19 protein-coding genes are annotated in these 25,799 nt (G+C 61.8%); 1 reads left to right on the top strand and 18 read right to left on the bottom strand.

The window, feature by feature from the left end:
• Positions 1 to 12: 12 nt before the first annotated feature.
• Entirely contained in the window at positions 13 to 2,031 is a 2,019-nt protein-coding gene (locus tag BLT96_RS02095) for a L,D-transpeptidase family protein (RefSeq protein WP_172824965.1), read from the bottom strand.
• A 627-nt stretch (positions 2,032 to 2,658) separates the two neighbouring features.
• Between BLT96_RS02095 and BLT96_RS02090 the strand changes: the two genes are divergently transcribed.
• Positions 2,659 to 4,998 (top strand): hypothetical protein, encoded by a 2,340-nt coding sequence (locus BLT96_RS02090; RefSeq protein WP_090861408.1) that lies wholly within the window; start codon positions 2,659 to 2,661, stop codon positions 4,996 to 4,998.
• Between the two features lie 114 nt (positions 4,999 to 5,112).
• Here BLT96_RS02090 and rfbB read toward each other — a convergent pair whose 3' ends face one another.
• From rfbB to BLT96_RS02010, 17 genes are all read right to left on the bottom strand, one after another.
• Positions 5,113 to 6,135 carry a dTDP-glucose 4,6-dehydratase gene (gene rfbB / locus BLT96_RS02085; RefSeq protein WP_090861407.1) on the bottom strand — a complete coding sequence of 341 codons (1,023 nt, stop codon included), beginning with the start codon at positions 6,133 to 6,135 and terminating at the stop codon, positions 5,113 to 5,115.
• A 28-nt stretch (positions 6,136 to 6,163) separates the two neighbouring features.
• Positions 6,164 to 7,639 (bottom strand): sugar nucleotide-binding protein, encoded by a 1,476-nt coding sequence (locus BLT96_RS02080; protein WP_090861406.1) that lies wholly within the window; start codon positions 7,637 to 7,639, stop codon positions 6,164 to 6,166.
• 18 nt (positions 7,640 to 7,657) lie between these two features.
• A complete protein-coding gene (gene rfbA / locus BLT96_RS02075; protein ID WP_090861405.1) occupies positions 7,658 to 8,560 on the bottom strand; it encodes a glucose-1-phosphate thymidylyltransferase RfbA in 903 nt (300 codons plus the stop codon).
• Between the two features lie 38 nt (positions 8,561 to 8,598).
• A complete protein-coding gene (locus tag BLT96_RS02070) occupies positions 8,599 to 9,648 on the bottom strand; it encodes a glycosyltransferase family 2 protein (RefSeq protein ID WP_090861404.1) in 1,050 nt (349 codons plus the stop codon).
• Positions 9,649 to 9,650: 2 nt separating this feature from the next.
• A complete protein-coding gene (locus BLT96_RS02065) occupies positions 9,651 to 10,805 on the bottom strand; it encodes a glycosyltransferase (protein WP_157692107.1) in 1,155 nt (384 codons plus the stop codon).
• A gap of 100 nt (positions 10,806 to 10,905) precedes the next feature.
• Entirely contained in the window at positions 10,906 to 12,963 is a 2,058-nt protein-coding gene (locus BLT96_RS10540) for a DUF6541 family protein (RefSeq protein WP_157692106.1), read from the bottom strand.
• Positions 12,964 to 13,043: 80 nt separating this feature from the next.
• Positions 13,044 to 13,298, bottom strand: a complete 255-nt coding sequence (locus BLT96_RS02060; protein WP_090861402.1) for an acyl carrier protein — start codon at positions 13,296 to 13,298, stop codon at positions 13,044 to 13,046.
• A 99-nt stretch (positions 13,299 to 13,397) separates the two neighbouring features.
• Positions 13,398 to 14,918: an amino acid adenylation domain-containing protein gene (locus BLT96_RS02055; RefSeq protein ID WP_090861401.1), complete on the bottom strand. Its 1,521-nt coding sequence runs from the start codon at positions 14,916 to 14,918 to the stop codon at positions 13,398 to 13,400.
• The gene (locus BLT96_RS02050; RefSeq protein WP_090861400.1) at positions 14,915 to 16,417 is read right to left on the bottom strand and encodes a hypothetical protein; all 1,503 of its coding nucleotides are present in this window, start codon (positions 16,415 to 16,417) and stop codon (positions 14,915 to 14,917) included. Before BLT96_RS02050 ends, BLT96_RS02055 begins: the two co-directional genes overlap by 4 nt.
• Positions 16,404 to 17,993: an MBOAT family O-acyltransferase gene (locus BLT96_RS02045; protein ID WP_090861399.1), complete on the bottom strand. Its 1,590-nt coding sequence runs from the start codon at positions 17,991 to 17,993 to the stop codon at positions 16,404 to 16,406. The genes BLT96_RS02050 and BLT96_RS02045 overlap by 14 nt, the downstream gene beginning before the upstream one ends.
• 69 nt (positions 17,994 to 18,062) lie before the next feature.
• Positions 18,063 to 19,181, bottom strand: coding sequence for a glycosyltransferase (locus tag BLT96_RS02040; protein ID WP_157692105.1), 1,119 nt, complete (start codon positions 19,179 to 19,181; stop codon positions 18,063 to 18,065).
• A 170-nt stretch (positions 19,182 to 19,351) separates the two neighbouring features.
• Positions 19,352 to 20,392, bottom strand: a complete 1,041-nt coding sequence (locus BLT96_RS02035) for a J domain-containing protein (protein WP_245719301.1) — start codon at positions 20,390 to 20,392, stop codon at positions 19,352 to 19,354.
• A gap of 103 nt (positions 20,393 to 20,495) precedes the next feature.
• Entirely contained in the window at positions 20,496 to 21,293 is a 798-nt protein-coding gene (locus BLT96_RS02030) for a YebC/PmpR family DNA-binding transcriptional regulator (protein ID WP_090861396.1), read from the bottom strand.
• 139 nt (positions 21,294 to 21,432) lie between these two features.
• The gene (locus BLT96_RS02025) at positions 21,433 to 22,488 is read right to left on the bottom strand and encodes an SGNH/GDSL hydrolase family protein (RefSeq protein ID WP_245719300.1); all 1,056 of its coding nucleotides are present in this window, start codon (positions 22,486 to 22,488) and stop codon (positions 21,433 to 21,435) included.
• A gap of 106 nt (positions 22,489 to 22,594) precedes the next feature.
• On the bottom strand, positions 22,595 to 23,308 hold the full coding sequence (locus BLT96_RS02020) for an ECF transporter S component family protein (RefSeq protein ID WP_090864104.1): 714 nt from the start codon (positions 23,306 to 23,308) through the stop codon (positions 22,595 to 22,597).
• A complete protein-coding gene (locus BLT96_RS02015; RefSeq protein WP_090861395.1) occupies positions 23,305 to 24,831 on the bottom strand; it encodes an ABC transporter ATP-binding protein in 1,527 nt (508 codons plus the stop codon). The genes BLT96_RS02020 and BLT96_RS02015 overlap by 4 nt, the downstream gene beginning before the upstream one ends.
• Positions 24,828 to 25,799, bottom strand: a complete 972-nt coding sequence (locus BLT96_RS02010) for an energy-coupling factor transporter transmembrane component T family protein (RefSeq protein WP_090861394.1) — start codon at positions 25,797 to 25,799, stop codon at positions 24,828 to 24,830. The genes BLT96_RS02015 and BLT96_RS02010 overlap by 4 nt, the downstream gene beginning before the upstream one ends.

The following is a 25,799-nucleotide window of genomic DNA, read 5'->3' as shown; positions in this document are numbered from 1 at the left end:
CTCGCTCGAATGCTAGTTGTAGACGACCACCGTGGTACCTGTCGGAATGTTGTCGTGAATCCACTTCGCCTTGTTGATGTCAAGACGCACACAACCCTGCGAGATGTGCATACCAAGCCTGCCGTCGAGGACACCATAAGTTCCACGATGGTACAGAACGGAGTGGAACAGGTAGTCGCCATAGAACTGCGTGTAGTAGTAACACGTATGGTCGCCGCCGCTGAACGAATAGCCTTTGGCGCCAACGGTAAAGACGCCATGGACGGTAGGCGTGCTGTACTGGCCGTCAGAGCACATGATGTAGTCGTACAGGCTCCAGCCACTACCCGAGCGCATGAAAATGCCGACCCTACATGCGCCATAGTTCACCATGAGAAGCCAATTGGTCCTGCTGCCATAATTCTGGGCACGGTAGTACATGTCGGCGTCTTCCATAAAGAGCCCTCGATCCGTGGTGTACGAGAGCCAGGTAGACCCCGGCGCAACGGAGTCCTTCGGTGTCACCATGATCTGGACGGCCTCAATGCGAGCGGAGCACCCAGTGGACCCGGCATAGCCGCCATTCCTGGTCCAGCCCATCCAGCCGAGCCTCTCGATATGCACTCGATACCACACGTCACATGTCTGGGCCATGCTACCTGTCAGTTGAATGCGAATGGCCTCTACACGCCTACCCTGGCCAATGGTGCCGGCAACATCCCCCTGGGACTTCCAGTTCTGCCAGCCGATGTCCTGAACGTGTGCGCTAATCTGTACCTCGCCCGTCTGACCCACACCAGACACTTTGGCACACAGAGCCTCAGCACGGAGCCCCCTGCCCGTGGTACCAGCGACAGCACCGGAACCGACCCAACCCTGCCAGCCGATGTTCTGCACGTGAGCCTGATACGTGAGGGTCGGAGCCGCAACGTACGGACGGCTCGTGTCGCCAGGTGCAGCGGCACCCTTGTCAGTCAGTTTGAACTGCACCGCCTCCACGCGAAGGGCAAGACCGGTCGTGCCGGCAATGGCTCCGTCGGAGGAATCGCTCCCCGCCTTTGCCCAGCCAAGCCAGCCGAGGTTCTTAACGTGCACACGATACCATAGGTCATGCTTTTGAGCGGCCTCGCCAGTAAGCCTGGCCCTGATTGCCTCGACCCTCTTGGACTGGCCAGTAGTACCAGACACGATGCTGTCGGAAGTCTGCCTGTAGCCCTGCCAGCCAAGGTCCTGCACGTGAGAATCAACCTGCACAGCGCCATTGAGGCCGAAAAGGCGCGCATCGAGCGCCTCCACGGCAAGACCCATACCGGTCGTGCCGGCAGTCTTGCCGTCGCTGAACCAGCCCTGCCATCCCATATTCTGCACGTGCGTGCGATACGAAACGGATGGCTGCTGTTCTGTGCCCGTCTCGGAGGACCCACTGGTCGAACCCGGGACGTCCGCGCCCTTTTCGACAAGCATCACCTGGGCCGCCTCGATACGCTTGCCCAAGCCCGTGGTGCCAGCCATCAAACCATCATTGGTCCAACCCATCCAGCCCTTGTCCTGAACGTGGACGCGATACCAGACATCGTAGCGGGAAGCGACAGGGCCATCGAGTTTGATCTTGACTGCCTCAACGCGCAAACCTTTACCAGTTGTACCCGCGATCGCATAGCCGTCCTCGCTGTCGGCGCTGCTCTTCCAGTCCTGCCATCCGATGTTCTGGACGTGTGCGCTTACGCTGATGGAAGAACCATCGGTCATGTTGCCAAGCGAGAGGCGCAGCGCTTCCATACGCAGACCTTTGCCCGTCGTACCGACAACCTCGCCGTCAGACGCGTTTGCCTGCCAGCCGATGTTTTGGACGTGGGCCGCATAAGTTAGATCGGGCTCTTGCTTCTGCTCGTCTGCATTGGCGGCGCTCTGGGAATCGGATTCAGTCGGGGTTGAGGACGACGAGTCCTCCTGGTTCGTCAGCGTAGATGTCTGCTCAGAAGACGCGCTGGCATCATCCTGGATAGAAGCGCTTACGTCTGTTCTGGAAGCAGAAGCGTCCTGTCCTGTCAAGTCCTGGTTACTTGACGAATCTTCACCATTCCTCCCAGTGCTATCCCGATTTATGCTAGACGAAGCGAATTCCCGCTCCGATGGCGCCGCACCGTCTCCTGAAGAGCTGTTCAACGCTTCGGCAAGGGCGGGCGTTGGAACGAGGGCCATGCACATAGCAAAAGATGTGATCGTCGCAAGCATGCCCTGAAATCGAGTACGCATCTGTACCTCCAAACGGACATTGAGAAAGAATTCAAGTCTCCATCTAGATTCACAATCTTACCTTAAATGCTAAGATTGGACCCGATGCTCGCTAGTTTCTTTCGCAACAAGTCGTATGTTGTCCGCACGTTTTACCGTGTCGTGACATGCAAGGCACCTCTCAAACAGTTGAGGTTCCCATTGACGACGAGGCATTTCTCGCTGGAGCCAGCTATGGACTTTCCAACGGGTTAGTCGGGTCGACTTCGATTTTTCCCGCACCTTGATAACCGGATACGGAACGTTGTTTTCCGGCATGAGGTCGAGTTCCCTAGGCGCAAGCATCACATGGTTCCCCACCATCGGAAACAATGTCCGATATTCGGTTGACCGCAATGCAGGACAAATGTCGCCTGAAGGCGATCAAGAGGATAGGAGGCAACTATGGTCACGTATAAGTCACAATACTCGCCAAAGCATCTTGCACCCTGCACAAATTCCCCCAAAGAGGGCATGCTCTCTGGACGTAACGCCAGGCTTTCCGCGCTCGCCGTAACCGCAGGTCTAGCCTTCGCGCTCTCTACAATGGTTGCCCCAACCCTCGCCATGGCATCGGATACAGATAGCGCGACAACCGATGCAGTTAAGACCAGCGCGCCTGCAACGACATCGCAACCGATGACGCAGCTCCAGACGACGGAGCCCCCAGCGACTCAACAGTCCACGCCGGCAGAAAGCAGCAACAGCACCACAACAACCGAGGGACAGTCCAACCAGATCGGAAGCCCGGATAAGATCGAGAGCCAGGATATCCCCAACACGCGGACATCCCCCGAAGACAATTCGACCGGGTCCATAAGCACAGATTTGAGCGATACTAGCGCCCCTATCGACACAACCGATTCGAATTCCACAAGCCAGGACATTGGAGAAGGGCAATCTAAGGACTCGATGCCCTCCGTCCGCTACCAGGCTCACGTGCAGGACAAGGGGTGGCAGGAGGAAGTCTCATCCGACCCAAACCAGCCTACCCCTGCGACGGCAGGCACCACAGGCGAAAGCAAGCGTGTCGAGGCTGTCAGAATCTCGATTGTCGACAGCAACGGTGCAGAGATCTCGAACGCGGTCGAGTACAAGGCCCACATTGCATACCAAGGCTGGGACAAAACTTGGAGTCGCGATGGCGAAACCGCCGGCACCACGGGCAAGTCACGTGCCATCGAGGCCCTTAGGATTCGCCTTCTTGACCAATATGCTCAGTTCTACGATATCTTCTATCGCGTCCACATCCAGGACCGGGGATGGCTTGACTGGACCTGCAATGGTGATGCAGCTGGCTCCGTCGGCCTTGGAAAGCGGATTGAGGCCCTGCAGATCCTTCTCAAACTGAAAGGCGCATCTGACTCCCCCGCTACCGGAGACAGCTCGTTTGTCGACAACGCCGGAATCTCCATCGCAAGCCACGTGCAGGATATCGGCTGGCAGAACGCCACCGCGACCAATGGACAAACGTCGGGGACCACGGGCGTTGGGAAGCGTATCGAGGCAATCTCTGCGACCATTGGAAGTGGCTACGACATCGATGGCGGGATACAGTACCGCACCTATCTCCAGAATAGCGGCTGGGGCAACTGGGTCGCAAACGGGGCTGTTTCGGGAACCACGGGCAGAGGTTTGCGCGTTGAAGCGGTCCAGTTCTGCCTACAAGGAGATATTGCAAAGCAGTACGACCTTTACTACCGCGTACATGTCGCAAACTACGGTTGGCTCGACTGGGTACTTGGTGGTGTAGAACGAAACTCCATTTCTGGCACGACCGACCTTTCCAAGCGAATTGAGGCAATTCAGCTGTACATGTGCAGAAAGACAGCCGCCAGCAAGCCGAGTACCGGCATCGGTTACGTATCTGCTGCCGGAGTTTCATATTCTGGTCAGGAATCCAGCGGCGAGTGGTCAAACGCGTCTAACGGTGGCGTCGCTGGTTCAACGGGCAAGAGCATGCCGATAATCGCGATGAGAGCCTCTCTGGACGCAGGCACCAACTCATTCTCGGGAGATATCTCATACCAGGTCCATCTAGCCAATGTTGGTTGGGTTGGCGCCCAATCAGATGGGTCCGACGCAGGGAACTCGTCCGTTGCAAACAGCATCCAGGGGATACGAATCTCCCTAGGCGGCACGCTTGCCCGCTTCTTCGACGTGTACTATCGAGTCCACACACACAACATCGGTTGGCTTGACTGGGCATTGGACGGCGCTTCCGCAGGCACTTCGGGACTCGACCTTTCCGCAGAGGCGTTCGAGATTACACTCGTACCCAAGGGTAACAACGCACCCGGCAGCACCGCCTTCGCATTTGTGGACGAGAGTAGCTATTACGGTCAGATCACGGCCACAATGAACAGCGCTCAGGCCTGCGTTCGCAACTCTGCCTTCAGCACGCCCGCAACTCCTGGTGGCTATTGCGCACTCTGGGTCTCAAACGTCGTCGCGAACGCCGGTTACGGATACTATTCTGGCGACGCGTGTGACCTCTATCGCAGGTATTGTCATTCATCCGACCCGAAACAGCTCAAAATCGGAATGATCATTGCCGTCAGCTCCCACCCGCATACGCGAGCTGGTTCCGTCTACGGACACGTCGGCATCTACATCGGAGACGGGTTCATAAGGGACAGTGTCTACGGCTACGTCCGTCAGATTGCCGTAAAGGATTGGTTAGCGTACTACGGAGTGACGGTCACGCCAAGGTGGGGTTGGCTCGGAGATAAGCGGCTTGCCTAACCCTGCGACAAGTAAAGCCTCAGTCTCTTGGTAAGAACCTAATCAAAAGTAAGCCCCAGCTTCGGAACAACCGGAGCTGGGGCTTACGTTAAAGCGAGAAGAATCGTGGACGACCTACTGTCCCTGCTTGGCGTACTTAGCCTCGGTCGCCTCCTTGACGGGACGCCACCAGTCCTCGTGCTCGCGGTACCAGGCTATGGTCTGGTCGAGCCCCTCGGAGAAGTCCGTGTGGATGGGCCTCCAGCCGAGTTCGGTCTCCAGCTTTGTGGGGTCGATAGCATAGCGGCGATCGTGACCCGGTCGGTCCCGGACCCAGTCGAACGCATCCGCAGGCTGGCCCATGCGCTCGAGGATGGCCTTCAGGACGTGGATGTTGTCCCTCTCGCCGTTTGCACCGATGAGGTAGGTCTCACCGATGCGACCCTTGGTGAGGATATCCCACACGGCACGAGAGTGGTCCTCTGTGTGGATCCAGTCGCGAACGTTCTTGCCGTCGCCATAGAGCTTGGGACGGATTCCGCAGATGATATTGGTAATCTGACGAGGGATGAACTTCTCAACATGCTGGTAGGGGCCGTAGTTGTTGGAGCAGTTGGAGATGGTTGCGCGAACGCCGTAGGTGCGGTGCCAGGCGCGGACGAGCAAATCGCTCGAGGCCTTGGAGGAGCTATACGGACTCGAGGGCTTGTAGGGATCGTCCGGGCGGAAGCGGCGCGGCTCGTCCAGCGCAAGGTCGCCATAGACCTCGTCGGTCGAGATGTGGTGGTAACGGACATCGTACTTGCGCGCGGCCTGTAGGAGGCGGTAGGTGCCAACGACGTTGGTCTGGATGAACGGCTCGGGGTTGAGGATGCTGTTGTCGTTGTGGGACTCCGCCGCGTAGTGGACGATCGCATCGTGGCCGGGGACAAGCTCGTCGAGGAGCTTCTCGTCGCATACGTCTCCGACGACTAGGTCCACGCTACCTTCGGGAAGGCCTTCGATGTTCTTGGGGTTGCCCGCATACGTGAGCTTGTCGAGCACCGTCACGTGAGTCTCGGGATGGTTGCGCGCCACCCAGCGGACGAAGTTGCTGCCGATGAAGCCGCAGCCACCGGTAACGATGATATTGCGCGGCTCGAACGATTCTTCAGCCATCTAGGGCTCCTTGTCAGTTGTCTTGTTCCTACCTGGTCAGAGTCGCAACGTACTCCGCAAGCTGATGCTCCCAGTCCCTGGGGGTGAAGCCTGTCGCGGAGAGCTTGTCGAGCGCCAGGGTCGAGTAGCGGGGACGTGGTGCGATGGGGCCGGCGGCGCTGGCGTAGTACTTCTCCGTGGAAACGGGTCGCACCGCATCGTCGTTCCCATTCCTGAGCTCGAACACCTTTGAAGCAATCTGGCACCAGCTCTTTGTGGCTCCTGAACCGGTGAGGTCGTACGTGCCATACGGGGCGGGGTCGACGGGCGCCAATCCGTCGCGGTAGCCGAGGAGGTGGAAGATGCCCTTGGCCATCTGGTCCGTGAACGTGAGCCTTCCAGACTGGTCATCCACGACAGTGATGGCATCAAGCGAGTCAGATGGGTCCGCAACGCGATCGGAGAGCGCGGCCATCGTCTTCACGAAGTTGCGACCGTCTCCAATGACCCAGGAGGAGCGAACGATGTAGTGCCGAGGGCACGCTTCGACGGCAAGATCCCCGGCCGCCTTGGACTGACCGTACACCGAGAGCGGCGCGAGGCCCTCGTCCTCGTCATGTACCTCCCGCGTGCCGTCGAACACGTAGTCGGAGCTCACGTGAACCATGGTAATGCCATGCTCGGCACAGGTCCGCGCCATGAGTGCGGGACCAGTGGCGTTTGCGGCCCAGCAGACCTTCCTGCCCTCGGGGGTCTCGGCCTTGTCCACTGCCGTATACGCACCACAATTGATGACCGTTCCGTAGAGGTCCCAGTCGTACTTTGAGTAGTCCTCTGCCCTTGAGAGGTCAAAGGTATCGATGTCGCAGAAGTCGAACGTGTCTATGACGCCCGTCTCCTCCGCGAGGGCCCGCACGGCCCGGCCGAGCTGACCGTTGCAGCCGGTGACCAGCGCGCGCGGAGCCTTCATGGGAACGACGTCTTCGAGCATGGGGTGGTTCTTATCCGCCTCCGAGAGCTCTGCCTCCGCAAGGGGAATCGGCCATTTTATGTTGAGCGTAGGATCGGCAAGGTTTACGAAGGTATATGTCTTCTTGAGTTCTGCAGACCAGTGCCTGTTGACGAGATACGTGTATGCCGTGCCATCCTCTAGGGCTTGGAAGGAATTGCCGACTCCACGGGGTACGAAAATCGCGCGGGATGGGTCGAGCGTGGTCGTAAACACCTGGCCGAAGGTCTCGCTCCCCTCGCGAAGGTCGACCCATGCCCCAAATACGGAGCCGGTAGCAACGGAGATGAACTTGTCCCAGGGCTCTGCGTGGATGCCGCGCGTGACGCCGCGCTTCGCGTTGAAGCTCACGTTGTTCTGGACGTAACGGATGTCAGGAATACCCAACGCGCACATCTTCGCACGTTGGAAGTTCTCCTTAAACCAGCCGCGGTTGTCACCGTGCACCGCAAGCTCGACGACCTTGAGCCCAGCAATGCCGGTCTCGATAACGGATAGGTTCTTCTCGAATTCCATATGCCTCACAGTCTCCTACTAGTCATCGTAGCGTCGGCCGGGAACGATCTTCCCCTCGGCAACGATGCGCAGGTGCTTGCCGTAGTCGCTCTTACCGTAGCGGTCCGCGCAATCGAGCAGGCGGTCGCGAGAGATCCAGCCGTTCTCGAAGGCAATTTCCTCGGGAACGGATACGGGGAGGTCCTGCGCCTTCTCCACCGTACGAACGAACTGGGATGCCTCGAACAGCGATTCCATCGTCCCCGTGTCGAGCCATGCATACCCACGGCCGAGGGTTATGACGTCGAGCGAGCCATCCTCGAGATACATGCGATTGAGGTCGGTAATCTCGTACTCGCCGCGTGCGGAGGGCCGAACCTCGGCCGCAAGCCTCGTGACGCGCGAGTCATAGAAGTAGAGACCCGTTACCGCATAGTTGCTCTTTGGATGGGCAGGTTTCTCCTCGATCGAAATGGCGTTGTAGTCCTTGTCGAACTCGACGACTCCGAAACGCTCCGGATCGTCGACGCGATAGCCAAAGACCGTTGCGCGGCCTGATTCCGCAGCCGCTACCGCACGACGGAGGTGACGAGAGAAGCCGTTGCCGTAAAAGATGTTGTCTCCCAGGACGAGAGCACAGGCCTCCCCTGCAACGAAGTCGGCACCGATCACGAAGGCTTGCGCAAGGCCGTTGGGCTCTGGCTGCTCCGCATACGAGAGCGACACGCCGAAATCGGAGCCGTCCCCAAGGAGACGCTCGAAGTTAGGCAGGTCCTTTGGGGTGCTGATAATCAGAATGTCCCTGATGCCCGCAAGCATGAGCGTCGAGAGCGGATAGTAGATCATCGGCTTGTCATAAACGGGCAAAAGCTGTTTGCTCGTTACCGTGGTAAGCGGATAAAGGCGGGTGCCGCTTCCACCTGCAAGGATGATACCCTTCATGTACTGCCTCCGCAAATATCGAATCTGATATGCTCCGTCTACTTAAGATACCAATCAGTTAGCGCCCAGCGATATACGAAACGTTTGAGGAAGCGCCTTTCATAGAACCCAATCGCACTACATTTCCGGCGATAAAGATTTGCGTCACCAGGCTGAAGGAGATTCTTCAGATATGCACGATCGACCTTATCCTCAACTCGGCTCGCATCTCCAAGGGGAATATACGAACGAAGTACGGCGCCAAGCTTGTCGGTCACCTCAAGGAACTTGTCTTGGGGCACCCTGATGAGTTCGTAGAGACAGAAATCAATCGCCCAGCGCATCATCTGCTCCGAGTACCTGTCGAGAATTCCGAGCTCGCTCCAGTCTGAAAAGATGTGGTCCACGATGTTGACATGCTCCAGCATCTTTGTATACACATCGGCGTTCATTCGGTCCATGAGAGAACCAGGGCGAGCCGCAAGATACTCATAGAGCTTCCTTGAGCTAAATCGGGTTTTCGAAGCCCTTGGATAGACTGCAAAGCAAAAAACCTGGTCTTCACCGAAACGAACTTTCTCATCAAAGTGGATATCGTTCTTTCTTAGGAAGTCCGTTCTACATGCCATCCTCCACGCGAAGGGGCGCGAGCTCTCCTTAAAAAGGATATCTGGGTCAAAGCTATTGTACGTAATGTTACGCGGGCTCAATACGTCATACAGCCAGCTGGTGACTGCTTCCCCCGGAACGCAAGTTGCGCCGAATGTCAAGATGTCAGCGTTCGATTCATCCATCATCCCCACGATGTCTTCGCAAGCATTTGCATACAAACGATCGTCTGAATCGACAAAGCAGACGTATTTGGCAGAAGCCTTAGCAATACCTGTGTTTCGAGCAGAGGACAAGCCCCCGTTGGGCTTACTCACCACGCGTATTCTCTCATCTCGGTCCACCCACTTACGCAGATGAGCCGGAGACTCGTCAGTAGAACCATCGTTGACGCAGAGAATCTCTATATCACTCAGCGACTGGCATACGAGCGACTCGAGACATCTATCTATATAGTCTTCGACGTTGTATACGGGGACGATTACGGAAAGCCGGGCCATGGCTAAAGCTCTCCCTTTGCCTTGCTCTTCACTAACTCGACCACCGAGCTGACACCACCGGCATTCCAGTAGTTTTTAAGCGTCTGAACCTTATCCGGACTATTGAGAGATGCCCTTCGGGCAGAAAAGAGCTTTGGATTATAGGCGACCTCCAGAACCTCTCGTACTTGTTCCTTCGAAAAGTACTGGAAGGGAGCAAGATCGGGGTCTTTGAGATACTTGCCGTTGAGAACGCCTTCCGGGATGCAGCCAGTCTCGATCTCATCGCGCATCTCACGTGTAAACCTGCCGAGGAACTCACCCTTCAGGTTATCCGACAACCTATCGTAGTTCCACATGTAGTTGAGGAACTTCACGTGAGCCCTTATGGGGTTGAGGCTGGCAGCAAGGTCGGGCCTGTCCTCCTGGAGGAACCTTTGTATCTCGGCGTGCTCGTCACATGTGCAAAAGACCTTGCCCTTTGAGTTTACAGAGGAAGATTCGTTATCTTGTCTATAGTGGAGGAACGCTTTTCCCGTATACATTGCTCGCTCCGAACACGCGAGCACCTTGAAGGTGAAGCTGGAATCTTGGTACGAGGCACCGGGAGTGGGAAGGAACCTGATGTCGTTCCCCTCAAGAAAGTCACGACGGTAGATAGCCGACCAAATCGATGGCTTTGCCCAGAAAATCTCTGGGCAAACGCGAGGCGCATGCACTCCAAGTGAAATCATCTCGGGCTTAATTGCCGAGAAATATATATTGTTACGGTATGAGTACTCTGCCTGGGGATCGGTCCAATACAACCAGAAGTTGCACTTGAAGAAGTCGAGGCCATTCGCTTCCGCAGATTCGACCATATACTCTAAGGCCCCTGGGTCAAGGAAGTCATCTGACTCAAGAATGGAGATGTACTTCCCTCGCGCCGCATCGAGCCCTTGGTTCATGGAATCGCCATAGCCGCTGTTGGCCTTGTCGATTACACGAAAGCGCTCGTCAGAGTCGAGATACCTCTGAATTATGTCACGAGACCCGTCCTTCGAGCCATCATTTATGCAGATGACCTCGAAATTCTTGAAGCTCTGGGCAACAAGAGAGGACAGGCACTGGTCGAGATATCGCTCAACGTTATAGATGGGTACGAGAACAGAGACCACGACGTTGCTGTTCGAAAACAATTTGAACCCTTTCCATGAGACGTCATGCCAATTGTACATATGCCAACGAATCATCAGCGCATATAAGTCGCCCTTCGCAAAGGCAATAGAGGCGGAAGACCTACTGTAAAATCTTATACAAGTGCAAAGTGCCGTCATCACTAGTAAGGATTTCAGTAAACGCGGGACTCCAAGAACCGGTACGCCTAATTCCCTTGAAAAGGTTCGGGTCGGGGTTGGTTCCCATGATGTAGGTTCCTCGCTCAGAGGGCTTGTCGAGGAGCAATACGTACTTCGCATTCAGCTTTTTAACAGCCTCTTGCACGTCAGGCCTACTAGCATACTCGTCGAGATGCTCCCGTATGAGCTTGCTTTCGGGGGTCTCTCCATTGCCATCAAAGCCCGTAAATTCCCTGTAGTAGGTTCTTATGCCGGCGAGGCCGTATGCGATGTGACTACCATCCCACGGGTTGTTGATAACGAGTGAATCGCCCGTTATCTCCTTGACATGCGTGAGGAAGTCATCTTCAGACTTGCTAAGCGGCGACTCCACATAGTAGCGATTGTGTACGCCCTGACGGAACCCTCCGAATGCCGTAGGAAACGGGGCGTAGCCAGGTAGAACGAATGAGGGCATGTAGATGACCATAGCGATTGCGAGAAGTATCAAACCTTCGCAGGCAACCATTGACTGCTCTGAGCGATTGCGTCTCCTGCAAACCAGACCCTCAACGGATTTGACGAGCCGCGCTCCACCAATAACGGCCAACGGAATAGCCGCCATAGATGCCGTAGCTGCCAGACGTACCGGATCCGTGTACCAGAAGCCCGCGAGCACATGTCTTAAATTCCCGTCCGTTGTAGCACTGACAAAGCAGACGAGACAGGCAAGGATGTAGGAGAAGAACAGCCATCTTCTGTCCCTGTCATGCACGGTCGTATATGCTCCCACAATTACTAAGAATGCGGGAATGAAATTTGTCACCATGGTCTGCTCAAAGCCAGGGAAACCACCAAGATACGACTGTGTGAGAATGTTAATGATTTCTTGCCACATGCTCGCGAAAGGTGCCCAGTAAAAGTTCGTCAAACCGGGAGAAGCTATGGATAGAACCCTATAGGCCACGTACCACAGTACCCCGCAGAGCACCGCAAAACAGACTGCAAGCACATGCCCCGACAGGCAGCGAGAATGTCCGGCTTCTATGTCTCCGCGCACCCAGAGGCGATGGAAGAGATAGGGAATCAGAACTAGCGCAGCGCTGAACAGGCTGTTGGGATGCAGGCACCCGATTCCGATAGTAACCAGCAAGAAGAGGAGTATTAGTACGGTCCTGGCGGAAAAGTCTTCGACGTGCGGGGAGATGAGGAAAACGAAAAACAAAAGGTAAACTGGGACGCTCGCCATTCCGGCAAGGTTTGGAAAGAGTGGTCCGAACGCGAGGAAGTTCCACGGACACCCCACGAGACATAGGGATGCAACAGCGCCCACAGAAAGCATCCTTTGATCATCCGGAAAGAGCAGTGAGATGACAGCCGCAACTCCGAGAGGAAAGACGGAACAGCAGAACGCAAGGTTGACGGCATTGATGCAGACCGCAAGCGCGGAGCCGGACACCTGGCAAACGATTGCGTAAAGGAAGTAGATACCCGTCGGATAGAAGCCCTTTCCCACCCCAAGGGGCGCGATAGCAATGTCCTTTGCCGTCATATATGCATCGGTGCCAAAGACGGAGAACCTGCCCGAATCCATAATCGCGCGGGTCACGTTGACGTGATGTCCAAAGTCCCAGTCCTGAAATAAAGCATTAGGACCCGGAATACTGCGGTAGAAGACATAGTAACCAAGAAGTAGGCCCGCGAAAACGTAGGCGAGAAGAATCCTCCAGTCGATACTGGGTAGGCCGAGCTCCCTCGAGCATTTCTCGCCCTTGCGCCAAGTGCACATGACAAGAATCAACACGACATCAATCACTAAGGACATCGAAAGAAGCAATGGGGCATTGCAAAAGACTCCGATGCTGGAGAACGCGCATCCAAGGACCGCAAGCATGCTTGCGGTCACGAGCGGTGAAAGCGCAATCGACCACGTTCGGGCAAATCCCATGCTTCGAAGCATGAGATAACCTGGAATCACGAGGACCAGTGCAGCTATCGCATATGTGTAGTAGAAAACCATGTGGAACCATTCAGATAGGCAAAGAGATGGATAGATGACTTAGATCAGGAAATACCCGTCACACAGGTAGCTATAGGTAGTTACTCGTCCTGCTCCGCAAGGAGACGGTTCACCATGTCAGTAAGGCCCTGAGCGCTGTTGAAGTTCTCCGGGACGATCTCCTTTGCGGGAATCTTGATGTCGAACTCATCGTCGAAGGCCGAGACGATCTGCAGCACGTCGAAGGAGTCGAGGTGGCGCTCGTCCCAGAGCGCAGTGCAGTTATCGTAGTCGACGTCCTCCTCGATATCCTTGAGGATGTCGATGACCTCGGACTTGGTAACGCTATCAGACATGGTGTCTCCGTTCTTCTCGAATGGATGAGCGAGCTAATTTCACGGAATGTCGATGGCAATGCGGGCATGCCGTATACGAGCATTCTAGGGCAGATGGGCTCAGTGCTTGATGCCGACCGCCTCTTCGAGCGCCCGTCGGTCGATTTTACCGTTCTTGGTGAGGGGCAACCGCTCCGTCTGATGGACCTTGTTGGGGACCATATATTGTGGCAGGGCGACCTTGAGGGCGCCGAAGAGCTCCTCTTTGGGCACGTCGCCCATGTACACAAGGTGAATGCGCTTGCGGCGATGGTCGTAGAGGCAGCAAGCACGCTGTACGCCCTCGACCGCCTGCGCCGCGGCCTCGATGTCGCCAAGCTCGATGCGCTGCCCTAGATGCTTGATCTGGTGGTCCTTCCGCGAGGCGTAGACGAGGTTTCCCGCGTCGTCGTACGTGGCAAGGTCCCCCGTGCGGTAGATTCGCTCGAGCCAGCGATCGTTCAACGGGTTCTGCACGAACGCCTCGGCCGTTCGATCGGGGTCGCCGAGGTAGCCAAGGCCGAGGGCGGTGCCGCTGACACAGACCTCGCCCTCCACGCCCGCCTCGCTGACCAAGGTATCGTCCGGGCCAAGGAGGAAGACCTTCTCGTTGGGAAACGGCTGGCCCATGGGGATGACCTCGCCCTTTTTGTACACGCGGTCCACCACGAAGTACGTGCAGTTGCAAGTGATCTCCGTTGGTCCATAGAGGTTGACGTACTGGGCGCCGGGCAGGTGGCGCTGCCACTCGCGCAGTTGCTTTGGCGGCATGACCTCGCCGGAGAACATGACGCGCCGGATGGACTTGGGCACGCGGTAGTCGAGCCCGCCCATGATGGAGATGAAGCAGAGGGCGCTGACCGCCCAGATGAGCGTGGTGGCGCCGGTGTCGCAGAGGTAGTCCATGAGCTGCGTGGGGTTGACGAAGTAGTCACGCGGGACGAGGCGGACCGTCGCGCCCTGGAGGAGCCCCGAATAGATGTCCTTGACGGAAACGTCGAAGTCGAACGGCGCCTGGTTGGCAAGGACGTCGTCCTCCCCTATACCGAAGGTGCGGTCGAGCGTGGGGATGAAGTCAATGACGGAGCGGTGGCCGACTACGACGCCCTTGGGCGTGCCCGTGCTGCCGCTGGTAAAGTTGACGTACAGGGGGTCGATGTCCGTCGACTGGGCGCGGATGGCGAGAAGGGCGTCCTCGTCCGTGGCGGTCAAGGCGACGTCCTCGAGCGGTGCGACCTGGTATCCCAGGCCATCGAACAGCTGGTGCGCACGCTCGAGGTTGCCGCGGTCCGTGAGGATGCAGGCGGGCTGGAGGCTCTGGCATATGGACGCCAGGCGCGTTGGCGTCTGGCGGACGTCCAGCACGGAGTAGAACCCTCCCGCGTACACCGCTCCGAGCATGCCCGCGAGCGCGAGCGGGCTCTTCTCGAGGTAGAGGGCGACGGCGGTGCGTGGACGCATGCGCCTGGCGAGCCAGGTGCCAACGGAGGCGCTCGCGGCACGGAGCTCCGCAAAGGTCATGGCGCCCGCGGGATCTGCCACGGCAGGCTTGTTGGGAAGGCGCAGGGCAGATGCCTCTAGCCATTCGAGAACGTTCGTCATTCGTTGGACTCCCCACTCTTGAGGACGACCGTCGCCGTTCTCTCGAACGGCTTGGCCGAGCCTTTCTGCCTTGCGAGCACACGCACCTTGTATACCTGGTAGCCGGGGAGGCTGATTTCCGCCTTGCGGCTTGTGGAGTACCCCGTCTGGGACAGGACCGCGCCCGAACCGTCCAGGAGCTGGAAGCGGTACTCGACATTGGTGCCCGGAGCGGCGACCGGCGTCGCCTTGGCGCGCACGTGGCCGTCCGTGAGCACCGACGCCCTGAGCGTCACGACCGAGAGGCCCTCGTAGCTATGGAGCATGTCGTCCAGCTGGCTGTAGCGGAAGAACGACGAGCCGAGGCCGTTGTCCTTCTCGCCCTGCCGGCGCGCGGGGCCCCGCTCGACGCGGGCAACGTCCCTGCCGAGCACGCGCGAGAAGCGCGTGGCGCCGGCAAAGTTGAGGTGGCCGAAGTCCATCCACTCGTCGTCGCGGGCACGGTAGTGGTCGGGCCGCGCCATGGAGTAGTCTAGCCAGCGGCCGCCGGCGCGCCTGACGCGGCGCGCGAGTGCGGCGCGCTCCTTGCAAAGCATGCCGCCGTAGCCGAGCGTGAAGAACGAGGGCTGAGGCACGACGACTACGTCGAACTCCACGTCGTGTTGTTGGCAGAGCTCGAGCATCCGCAGAACGTCGTCCTCGTTGACCTTGAGGTGGTGCATGGTCTTGGCGGGCGGGTTCCAGTACGATCCCACGTTGGTTGGGTCGAGCACCAGCGCGGCGTTGCCGTAGCCCTGCCCCCGGTAGTTCCACCCGGGGAGCGTGCCCTCTGCGGCGGAAAGCGGGTCCCTGCCCGAGGCGCGCCTGTCGAGGTTGGCACGTATGCCCGGGCGCGAGAACCCGATGGTACCCATGGTCCAGGGGAACATGACGCCGAGCGACTTGTGATTTGCGAGGAAGCCGGGGTCGGTTGCAAGCGAGGCCGCGTCCTCCACCTTGCGGCCGAGGGGCTCGCCCTGCATCTTGGCGAGCGTGCTCACTACGGCGGCGTTTGGCCAGGGGTCCTCGATCATGGTGTCGACGCCGATGCCATAGACCACGCGGCGGATGCCGTGGTCCTCTATCGCGGCCTTGATGGCCTGGTACGAGCCGCGCGGGTCCTGCGCGGGCATGGCAAGCGACCACGAGCTGCTGCCAAGCGAGGCGTCGAGCGCCGCGGGGTCGATCGCGTGCGCCGCGTAGGAGGAGCCGACGACCACCGTGTCGATACGCCGGTCGCGCGCCTGGTAATACGAGCTCCAGATGGCCTCGGACTCCGCGCCGTACGTGAGCATCATGTAGCTGAGCGCGACGTCCACGCCCAGAAGGACGGCTACCACGCCGAGAAGTACCGCCCACCCGGGCAGGCGGCGGCGCCTTCCGTGCGCCGGTGACTCGGCCGCGGGCGAGACGCGTGCGTCCTTCTCGCCCGCGGGACAATCGGCGGCAGACGTCGGGGCATCCTTCCTAGAAGTTCGCATAGAGGAATCCACCTCCGTTCGTGACGGTCATGGGGAGCGCGAGGGTGACGATGGCAAGGCACGCGCCGTAGACGAGAAGCCGCAGCGGCAGGCGGGCCGCAAGGAGGTCGTCGCGGACGTCGTGGCCCATCTCGTAGCGAAGGCTCACGACGAACACGATGACGCACGCCAGGATGGTCAGCTTGGGAAAGCCCAGCGTCGAAACGCGCTGGATGCCGCGCGCCGCAAGCGCGGTGGAAAGGGGCGTGGAGTTGAAGCTGAACAGCGTGTTGCGCAGGCAGATGCCAAGGGCCGTCACGTTGGCGATGCAGTCGAAGTAGCGCCCCACCTGCACCACGAGGAACGTGCGAACGACGGCGAAGACGTGGAAGCCCCTGGAGCCGCGGTCTATGCGCAGCCTGTCCGCGCACCACGAGAACGCGGGGGCAAGGAGGTCCGCCAGCGCGACGATGACGCCGTTGTACAGGCCCCAGAGCACGTAGTGCCACTCCGCCCCGTGCCAGAGTCCCACGCAGAGGAACACGACGATGTTGGCTATGCACGCGGGAAGGGTGCGGCCGGCATGGCGTCCCAGGTGCTTTGTGGCCCACTTCCCGAAGCGCTGCAGCGGGGAGAGCAGCGCGAACGGGTAGAACAGGTAGTCGCGCATCCACGCGCCGAGCGACATGTGCCACCTGCGCCAGAAGTCGGAAAGCGAGACGCTGAAGTACGGCTGCCTGAAGTTCTGGGCCATCTGGATGCCGAAGAGCTCCGAAATGCCCTCGACTATGTCGATTCCGCCGCTGAAGTCCGCGTACATGTAGACGGAGTAGACGACGATTCCCAGCACGATGACGTTGCCGGGCGTGTGTACGTTCACGCCGCTAAAGATGGAGTCGTAGGTGGGAAACAGCAGGTTCGCGATGGCGACCTTCTTGAAGACGCCGTAGCCGAGCCTCAACGCGGCGCGGCTGCAGTCTACGTCCTGGATGCGACGGCTGCGAAGCAGCGCCTGACCGGTCTGCTCGTACTTGTTGATGGGGCCTTGTATGAGCTGGGGAAACCAACTCACGAAGAGCAGGTACCTCGCGAAGTTCTCCTGCGGGGAAAAGCGGCCGTTGTACGCGTCTATCAGGTAGCCAAGCGACTGGAACGTGAAGAACGATATCCCCAGCGGAAGCAGGATGCCCAGGGATCGAGGGCTCCTGGCAAACCCGAAGTTGAACAGGATGACGTTGTAGTACTTGGCGTAGCCCAGCACCAGAAGGCAGAGCACGAGCGCCGCGACGAGGGCCACGCGCTTGCGCCTGAGGAAGCGTGCCTTTACGAGCTTCTTTTCCGCGCGGTCCGCGCACGCCTTGCGCGCCACCTTGCAACGCGCGTCGCACGCGCCAAGGTAGCGCGCGGCCACCCACGTCACGAGGGATGCGAACAGGACGAAGCCCAGTGCCTGCACGCCCCCGGCGATGCAGTAGAACGCGAGGCTCGCCACGAGCAGGACGACCCACTGCCCCTTGCCGAGCATGGCCCCGACCGCGTAGTACGCAGCAAGGGCCAGCACGACGAAGATCACAAAGGCGAGCGAGAAGAGCTCCATGTCAGGGATCGAACTCCTAGGCGAAGAGGCAACTCCAGGCCTGCCGGGACGCCTCGAGGGACAGATACGTTAGCGCTTGATCTTGTCCGTCACCGTGATGAGGCCGTGACGGGCGACCATGGAGACGACCTTACCAAGGCCGAAGGCATCCACGGTGGACTTGGTGCTGCCCAGCAGGTACGCGCCGCGGGCGAGCCCGGCGTGCGCCGGCATGGGCCTACCCGTGAGCTCGCAGTAGCGCCGGAGCCTGTTGAGCGGAAGCTCGCACATGCGCTCCACTATGGCGGGGTCCATCATGCCGAAGATACGCTTCTCGCCCTCCACGACCAGCGGGTTGTCCTTGCCGTCGTCGTACTCGGCGCCGTACGCGTACGTAAAGCCGCGGTCGTAGTGCGCCGCGAGTACCTTGGGGTCGGTGATGCCCAGGCGCCTGATCACGTCGAGCATGGTGACCCAGCGGTCGAACGGCCTGGTTACGAGGTCGGGCGTCTTGTGGTTGCGCGTGCTGCCCGGAAGGTCGATGCGATAGTTGTAGTAGCACTCGTTCAGGTAGACGACGGACGACGCCTGGCACATGGTCTCGATCAGGAAGGGGTTGTCCGCCCAGCCCGCACCGGGGTACTCGATGAAGCGGATGCCCTTCTCGTTGATGAAGTCCGTGCGATAGATGGCGGACCAGATGGAGGGATGCGTCGCGATGAGCATCGGACGATCGGATATCGTGAACGGCTTCTCGCACGTGACCATCCTCGAGGCGAGCTGGCAGGGGCGCGCGCTGGTGCGCGCGGGGTCATCCCAGCGCGCGACCTCGGTCCACGGGCACTTCACGATGTCTATCTGGTCCTCGAACGTGGCGGCGAAGTCCAGCATGTCCTGGTACATCGTCAGGTCGAGGTAGTCGTCCGGCTCGACGATGGAGACCCACCTGCCCGTGGCCATCTGGAGGCCGCGGTTGCAGCCTGCGCCATACCCGCCGTTCTCCTTGTGCACGGCCCTCACGCGAGGGTCGCGGGCGGCGTACTCGTCGATCACGGCGGGCGACCCGTCCGTGCAGCCGTCGTCGATCAGGATGATCTCGAGCTCGCGGTGGGTCTGGTTGCAGATGCTGTCCAGACACTGCCTCAGGAACTTGCCCGCGTTGTAGATCGGGACGATGACGGAGACCTTCGAGCTGGCGTCCTCTAGCATTCGATCCTCCATGTCCGCGCGGCTGACGGCGCCGCGGCGGCGATAGTCAAACTCCGTATTTCGGTAACCGATGATATTACAGCAGAAGAGCCGCCCGGAAACTCGATGATATCCCCAGAACGGCGCAGATGGGGTACGTAGGGCGAAACGGCGCCCGCGCGCGCCGCAGGCTACGCCCTGCCGTGCCGCGCCCCGCCCGCACGCGCGCCAGCGGGGCTTCCCCACTGGCCGCAGCGCTTCAGCATGTACATGCGCGCCTGCACGTACCACTTCTCCGCGGCGTCGCCCGCATGGCGCGCGACGCTGTCCGCAAGGCCCATGCCAAACGTCGAGAGCAGGGCGTCGAGCGCCATGAGCGCGCCCAGGGCGAGAAGGACGTAGCGCGGCCAGCCGGAGCCCTGTGCCAGGCCAAGGGACGCCACCCACGCCGCAAGCGGCAGGATGAGCGGGCCGTACCACTGCTTCTGGATGAGGCTCGTGAGCTCCGAGGTGTACGTGCCGCTCTTGCGGACCTCCACGTGTACGCCCGTCGCAAGCGACACCGCCCCGTTTATGGCCTCGCGCACGACGCCGGACACGTGCCCGGTCAGCGCCTCGTACGCCAGGAAGTACGTGGGATACACCGCTGCGCACAGGAGCGGCACCCAGTCCGCAAGCGTCTGGAGGCGCGCCGCGTCGAATCCCGCCGCACGGCCCCCCGCCCACGGGAACACGTTCCACCACACAAGGGCGAGCGCGGCCACGCAGACCATCCGCAGGAACACGGGCCCAAGCAGGAAGCGACGCAGGCGATGCGTCCCTGGCGCCGCGTCGACCGCGTCGTTTGCGGCCTTCTCGGCCACCGCGCTCCTGGGGTTGCCGTGCTCGTCCCAAAACAGCGAGTCGTCCACGGCCGTCTGGCGCGCGTGCTGGCCCATGGGGTCAAAGTGCACGCCCACGCCGTAGCGGCCGGGGTCGCCGCCCACGAGGTCGCGTTGGACCGTCGCGGCGGCATCGTCCTCGAAGAGGGTCTTTAGCAGGCCGTACGCCTTGTTCACCTGCGTCATCTTGCGCTGGGCCACCTCGGGGCTGATGCCGTTCGTCGCGGCGTTGTCCGGGTGGTAGCGCTGGGCGAGCTTCATGAAGCGCTTCCTCAAATCGGACTTCGTGTAGCGCTCCGGCAGGTCGAGGATCTTCTCGGCCTGTGCCTGCGTCATGTCCTGCTTCCTCAAGCTGCCTCCCTGGCCGGGGCGCGTCCGACGACGCGGACTTCCCCCTTCACAAAACGCGGCGACCCGGGGGCCGCCGCGCGCGCAACACTGTTGGCTTTTGGTGCTAGTCCTCGTCGAGCTGAGCCGCGACCTCGTCGGAGACCTCCATGGTGGTGTAGACGTTCTGCACGTCGTCCAGCTCCTCCAGGCGGTCGATCAGGCGCTGCACCTTCTTGGCGTCAGCGAGCTCGAGCTTGGTCGGGGTGTTCGGCACCATCGTGAGCTCGGAGCCCTTGCACTCGATGCCCTGGGCCTCGAGCGCCTTCTGGACGTCCTGCATCTTGTCGTACGCGGTGTAGACGATCCACTGGTCGCCCGCGTCCTCGTAGTCCTCGCCGCCGGCCTCGGCAACGGCCATCATGAACTCGTCCTCGTCGACGGCGTTCTCCTTGTCGGCGACCTTCTTCTCGTCAGAGACGATGACCTTCTCCACGGCGATGGAGCCCTTGCGGGTGAACTGGAACGAGACGGAGCCCGCGGTGCCCAGGTTGCCGCCCGCGTGCGTGAACGCGGAGCGCACGTCGGCCGCGGTGCGGTTGAGGTTGTCCGTCAGGCACTCGACGTAGAAGGCGGTGCCGGCGGGACCGTAGCCCTCGTACGTGACCTCCTTGTAGACCGCGGCGTCGGCGCCGGAGCCAAAGGCCTTGTCGATCGCGGCCTTGATCTTGGCGTTCGGCATGGAGACCATGCGGGCGCGGGCGACGGCCGCTGCGAGGGAGGCGTTGTTGTCCGGGTTGGGGTCGCCACCGGTACGAGCAGCAACGGTGATGTTACGCGAGTGCTTGGAGAAGAGCGCGGAACGCTTCGCGTCGATCGCGGCCTTCTTGTGCTTAGTGGTAGCCCACTTAGAGTGTCCGGACATACACAACTCCTTCTGGTATTGGCAAAAACACAAAGATGATACTCGATAGCGCCCACGCGAGCAAGGGACGCGCCGCCTGCCGGCCGCCACGTTCGCAAAGGCTGCAAAAAGTGCAAAAAGCACGAAAGGCGCGTTTGGGCTACACCAGGCCGAGCTGCGTCTTGAACGCCTGCCACAGCTTGTGGGAGCCGGCCGTCGTGGGGTGGAGCTCGTCGGCGTTGAAGTCCTCTGAATCGAGCTGGAGCGTGTCGAGGAAGCTTACGTGCACGTAGCCCTTCATCTTGCAGAGCGACGTGAGGATCTGGTCCGCGCGCTGCATGTCGAAGTTGTTCGTGGCGTCCGTGCGGCGGTTCTGCGGAGGGGACACCACGATGAGCAGCTTGCACTTGGCTGCCGCGGCCTTGAGGCCGATCTCCGCGTCCGCGCAGAACTCGTCTGACGTGCGACGCGCCGCGTCGTTGGTGCCGAGCATGACCACGATCACGTCCGCGCCGTCGCCGAGCCACGCGGCGGGGTCCTCCGCCAGGTACTGCATCTTGAAGCCGGAGATGCCCGCGTTCACGAAGTTGGTGACGCCGCGCTGCGCCGCGTACGCCCTGAAGTCGTTTGCCCAGGTTGAGACGGTGGTGGCGCTCTCTTGGTAGCTGCCCTGGGGGCCAGAATACACGACGGTGCCCGTATCCGAGGGAGCGTCGTAGCCGTCGCAACCCAGGCCCGCCGTGATGCTGTCGCCCAGGACGCGAATGGACTTGACCTCGCCCTTGGCGAACATTTCCGCGAGCTTGGTGCTCACCACGGGCGAGGGTGCCGCCGCGGAGGATGAGGGGTCCGACGCGTCCGACGTGCTCGCGTCCGCGGCGGAGGTGCCGGAGTCCTGCGACTTTCTGCCGGGCGAGCCCTTGGCGGAAGAGGCTGCCGCGGCCGGCTTTGCGGGCGCGGGTTCGGGCTTTTCCGGATAGTGCAGGATGCCGAGCTCGCCCAGCGCCACGATCGCGACGCACGCGACCGCGGCCACGAGCAGCGTCACGAGCGTGCGCTCCACGGGCCGCTGCCCGTAGGCGGCACCGCCGTGCGGGCCCTCCGCCTGCGGCGCGGCCTGCGCGCCTGGCGCCGCGTCCTTCTCGCCGTTTGCGGGCGCCTGCGCCTGCGCGCGCCGCGTGCCCTGCCGGTCGTTCGTGCTCATGTGCTTGGCCACGTGTGCCGCCCTCCCCCGATGTGCTCCACCAGATTCTAGCAGCCTTGGCATGACGCGCCACGGCGGGGGCGTGCCACGGCTGGGCGTCGCGCGGGCGCCGGCGCCGCTAGCGCAGGCCATACTTTGCGACGACGCGCCTGATGGCGCGGCGCCACGGCAGCCAGATGGCCGCAAGGAAGCCGACCGTGGCGACGGAGTGCGTCACGTCCAGGGGAAGGGCGAGCGCAAACGCCGCAAGCACGGTCTGCCACGTGATGGGCCGCACGTATCCCAGCACGTACCAACCGTTGAGCAGCAGGCCGTACAGCAGGCCGGACGCGGCGCCGTACGTGTACAGCGCCCAGCCGCGGCGAAGCGCACCCGCGTCTGCCAGAACACCCGCCAGGTAGCCCACGAGCCCCCACGCGTACATCTGCATGGGCGTCCACGCGCCCTGCCCAAAAAAGAAGTTGGACACGAGCGCCGCGATGGCACCAACCAAGAACCCGCTGCGCCGTCCCAGGGTCGCCCCCGCCACGATCGCGATGGCCGAGACCGGCTTGACGTCCGGCAGCGGCGCGAACACGATACGCCCCGCCGCCGCGACGGCGCCCAGGGTCGCCGTGGGCAGGATCTGCCTGAGCGCCGGGCGCGACGCCTCGAAGCTTGCGAAGAAAAGCGCGAGGCAGAGCAGCGTGACGAGAAGAACGAGGCCTCCGGTGGCAGAAAGCTGCAGGTAAGCGCAAAGTCCGGCCACGGCCGGAACCGCGATGAGCGCCACGGGCTCCAGCGCGCGCAGCACGCGCGCACGCCGACCCCGGCGTGGTTGCCGCCCGCTCATGCGCGCCACACCCAGGACTCGCGAAAGAACTGCCCCGCCGGCTGCGTAAGCGCCACCTGCCCGTCAAACAGAAGCGAGCAGCTGTCTGCCACGGCACGCGCGAACGCCACGTCGTGCGTGGACAGAAGCACCGTCGCGCCGCCCGCGGCCGCCTGCCTCACGTGCGCGGCCACAAGCGAGCGCGCCGCGTGGTCCAGCCCCTTGGTGGGCTCGTCCAGAAGCAGCAGCCGCGGCCGCGTGAGCAGGAGCTTCGCGAGCGCCAGCTGCTGCTGCTGGCCGCCGGAGAGGTCGTACGGGTGCCGCGCGAGGGCGCCTTCCAGGCCAAACGACGTCGCGACGCTCAGCATGCGCTCGCGGTCGTAGCCGGCCGTGGGCGCCCACTCCATAAGCTCCTCCTCCACGCTCGGGCGAGAGAGCAGCGCCTTTGGCTGTTGCGGCAGAAGCGCCTGCGAGCCGGAAAGCGCGTTTGCGATGCGGCCGCGCCGCGGGGCGAGCATGCCCGCGACCGCCATGAGCAGCGTGGACTTGCCGGAGCCGTTGCCGCCGACGACGGCGCGCACCTCGCCTGCGGACATCTGCAGGTCCGCACCGCGCAGCACCCACGCGCCGTCGCGCCCGTAGCGCACCCACGCGTCACGCGCGCTCACCACCGGGCCGGACGTCGGCGCCGCGCCCGCGGGCCCGTCCGCGGCAATGAGCGCCGGCTCTTCTCGCAGGGAGTCCAGCGGCACCTGCCGCGGACGACCGCCCTCCATACAAAAGGCCATGCTCGCAAAGTCCACCATGGCGCGCGGCGCGTGGGTCGCCACCACCACGGTGCAGCCCAGCTCGCGGTTTACGCGGCGCAGAAGCGAAAGGAAGCTCTTCTCGGCCACGGGGTCGAGCATGGAGGTGGGCTCGTCCAGCAGCAGCACGGACGGGCGCATCGCGAGCGCTGACGCCAGCGCCAGCAGCTGCCGCTGCCCGCCGGAAAGGTCCGCGCAGCGCCGGTGGAACCACGGCTCCATCCCAAAGAAGTAGCAGGTCTCGGCCACGCGGCGGCGCATCTGGTCCTGCGGGACGCCCAGGTTCTCAAGGCCGAAGGCCAGCTCGTGCCACACGCTGTCGCACACGATCTGGCTGTCCGGGCTCTGGAACACGTAGCCCACGCTCCCCGCGGACTCGCGCGCGGACATCGCGGCCACGTCGCGCCCAAGCACGCGCACGGTGCCCGAAAGTGCGCCCTGCGGCCGGATCTCTGGCTTGAACAGCTTGAGCAGCGTAGTCTTGCCGGATCCCGTGCCGCCCACCAGCAGCGCAAACGCACCGGCCGGCACGCGCGCGCTCGCGTGCGACACCACGTCTGGCCCCGCGAGCTCCCCCGCGGGCACGGCATACGAGAAGGACGCGTCCTCAAGCTCGAGCGCCGGCTGCTGGGCGCGGTCGGGCGCCGGCCGCGCCGCCGCGGGCCCGGCGGCCTGGCCCTCCGCACGTGCCACGGCCCTTTGCCGCGGCCCTTCTCCCCCGCACGTCTTGACCCTCATCGCAGGCTCCCCTCGCGAACGCGCCCGACCGCGGTCACGACCGCAGGCCCCAACGACAGCGCCGCGTACGGCGCATAGCCCCACCACGGCACGAGCGCCGGCATGGTGGGATAGAAGCTCCACTGAGACTGCGCCACCCACGCAAGCAGCGCGCAGGCAAGTGCAAGAGACCCCACGGCAGTGGCCAGCACGACGTCACGCACGCGCAACGTCTGCAGCCGGTAGCGCGAGCGCGGGCCGCCCACCTCCCAGCCGCGGGCGCGCATGGCATCGGCCCGCTCCACGGAATCCTCCATCGCCCATGCCATAAGCACGGTCGAGGCATTCACGTAGCCCATGCGGCTCGCGCCGCGCGCGGGCGCAGCGGCAGGCCCCCCGGCCGCGGGCGTCCGGGCGCAGGTGCATGCCGCCCGCGTGGAGCTCACGACGCCGTAGCGGCGTCGCAGCTGCGGTACCAGCTGGATTGCCATGGACACCATGGTGCTCACCACGGGCAGGCGGCTTCCGGAAAGCTCAAGCAACCGGTCCTCCGTCAACACGCACGCCGCATTGGACACCCATTGCAGCATGCATACCAAAGACCCGCCCATGCATAGGCCGTAGGCAAGCGCCTCCAGGCGCACCGTGACGGGGCCAAGCGTGGCCACAACGGTGGCGCCGGAGTGCGAGAAGAGCGGGTTCGCCAGGCAGACAAGTGCAACCATGGGCAGCTGCCAGCGCAGGCGCCGCGCCGTGGACAGCGCGCCCTGCAGGCACGCGCCAAACAGCAGCGCCCCCGCGACGGAGATGGCCACGAACACGGGCTGCGTCACGAGCGTTCCGATGCCGATGACGGCCGCGAAGTACACGGCCGCCACCACGGGATGGCTCTGCCCAAACGCCACGTCCGCGCGGGGCTCGTCCGCGGGACGCGCCCCGGCGTCACGTGCGACGGCACGCCTCTTGCACTTGTCTTGCGTTCGCCCCAC

It is taken from the genome of Parafannyhessea umbonata (genome assembly GCF_900105025.1).
Taxonomy (GTDB): Bacteria; Actinomycetota; Coriobacteriia; order Coriobacteriales; family Atopobiaceae; genus Parafannyhessea; species Parafannyhessea umbonata.
Note: the sequence above shows the minus strand (reverse complement) of the source record. Positions and strands in the feature narration are given on the sequence as shown.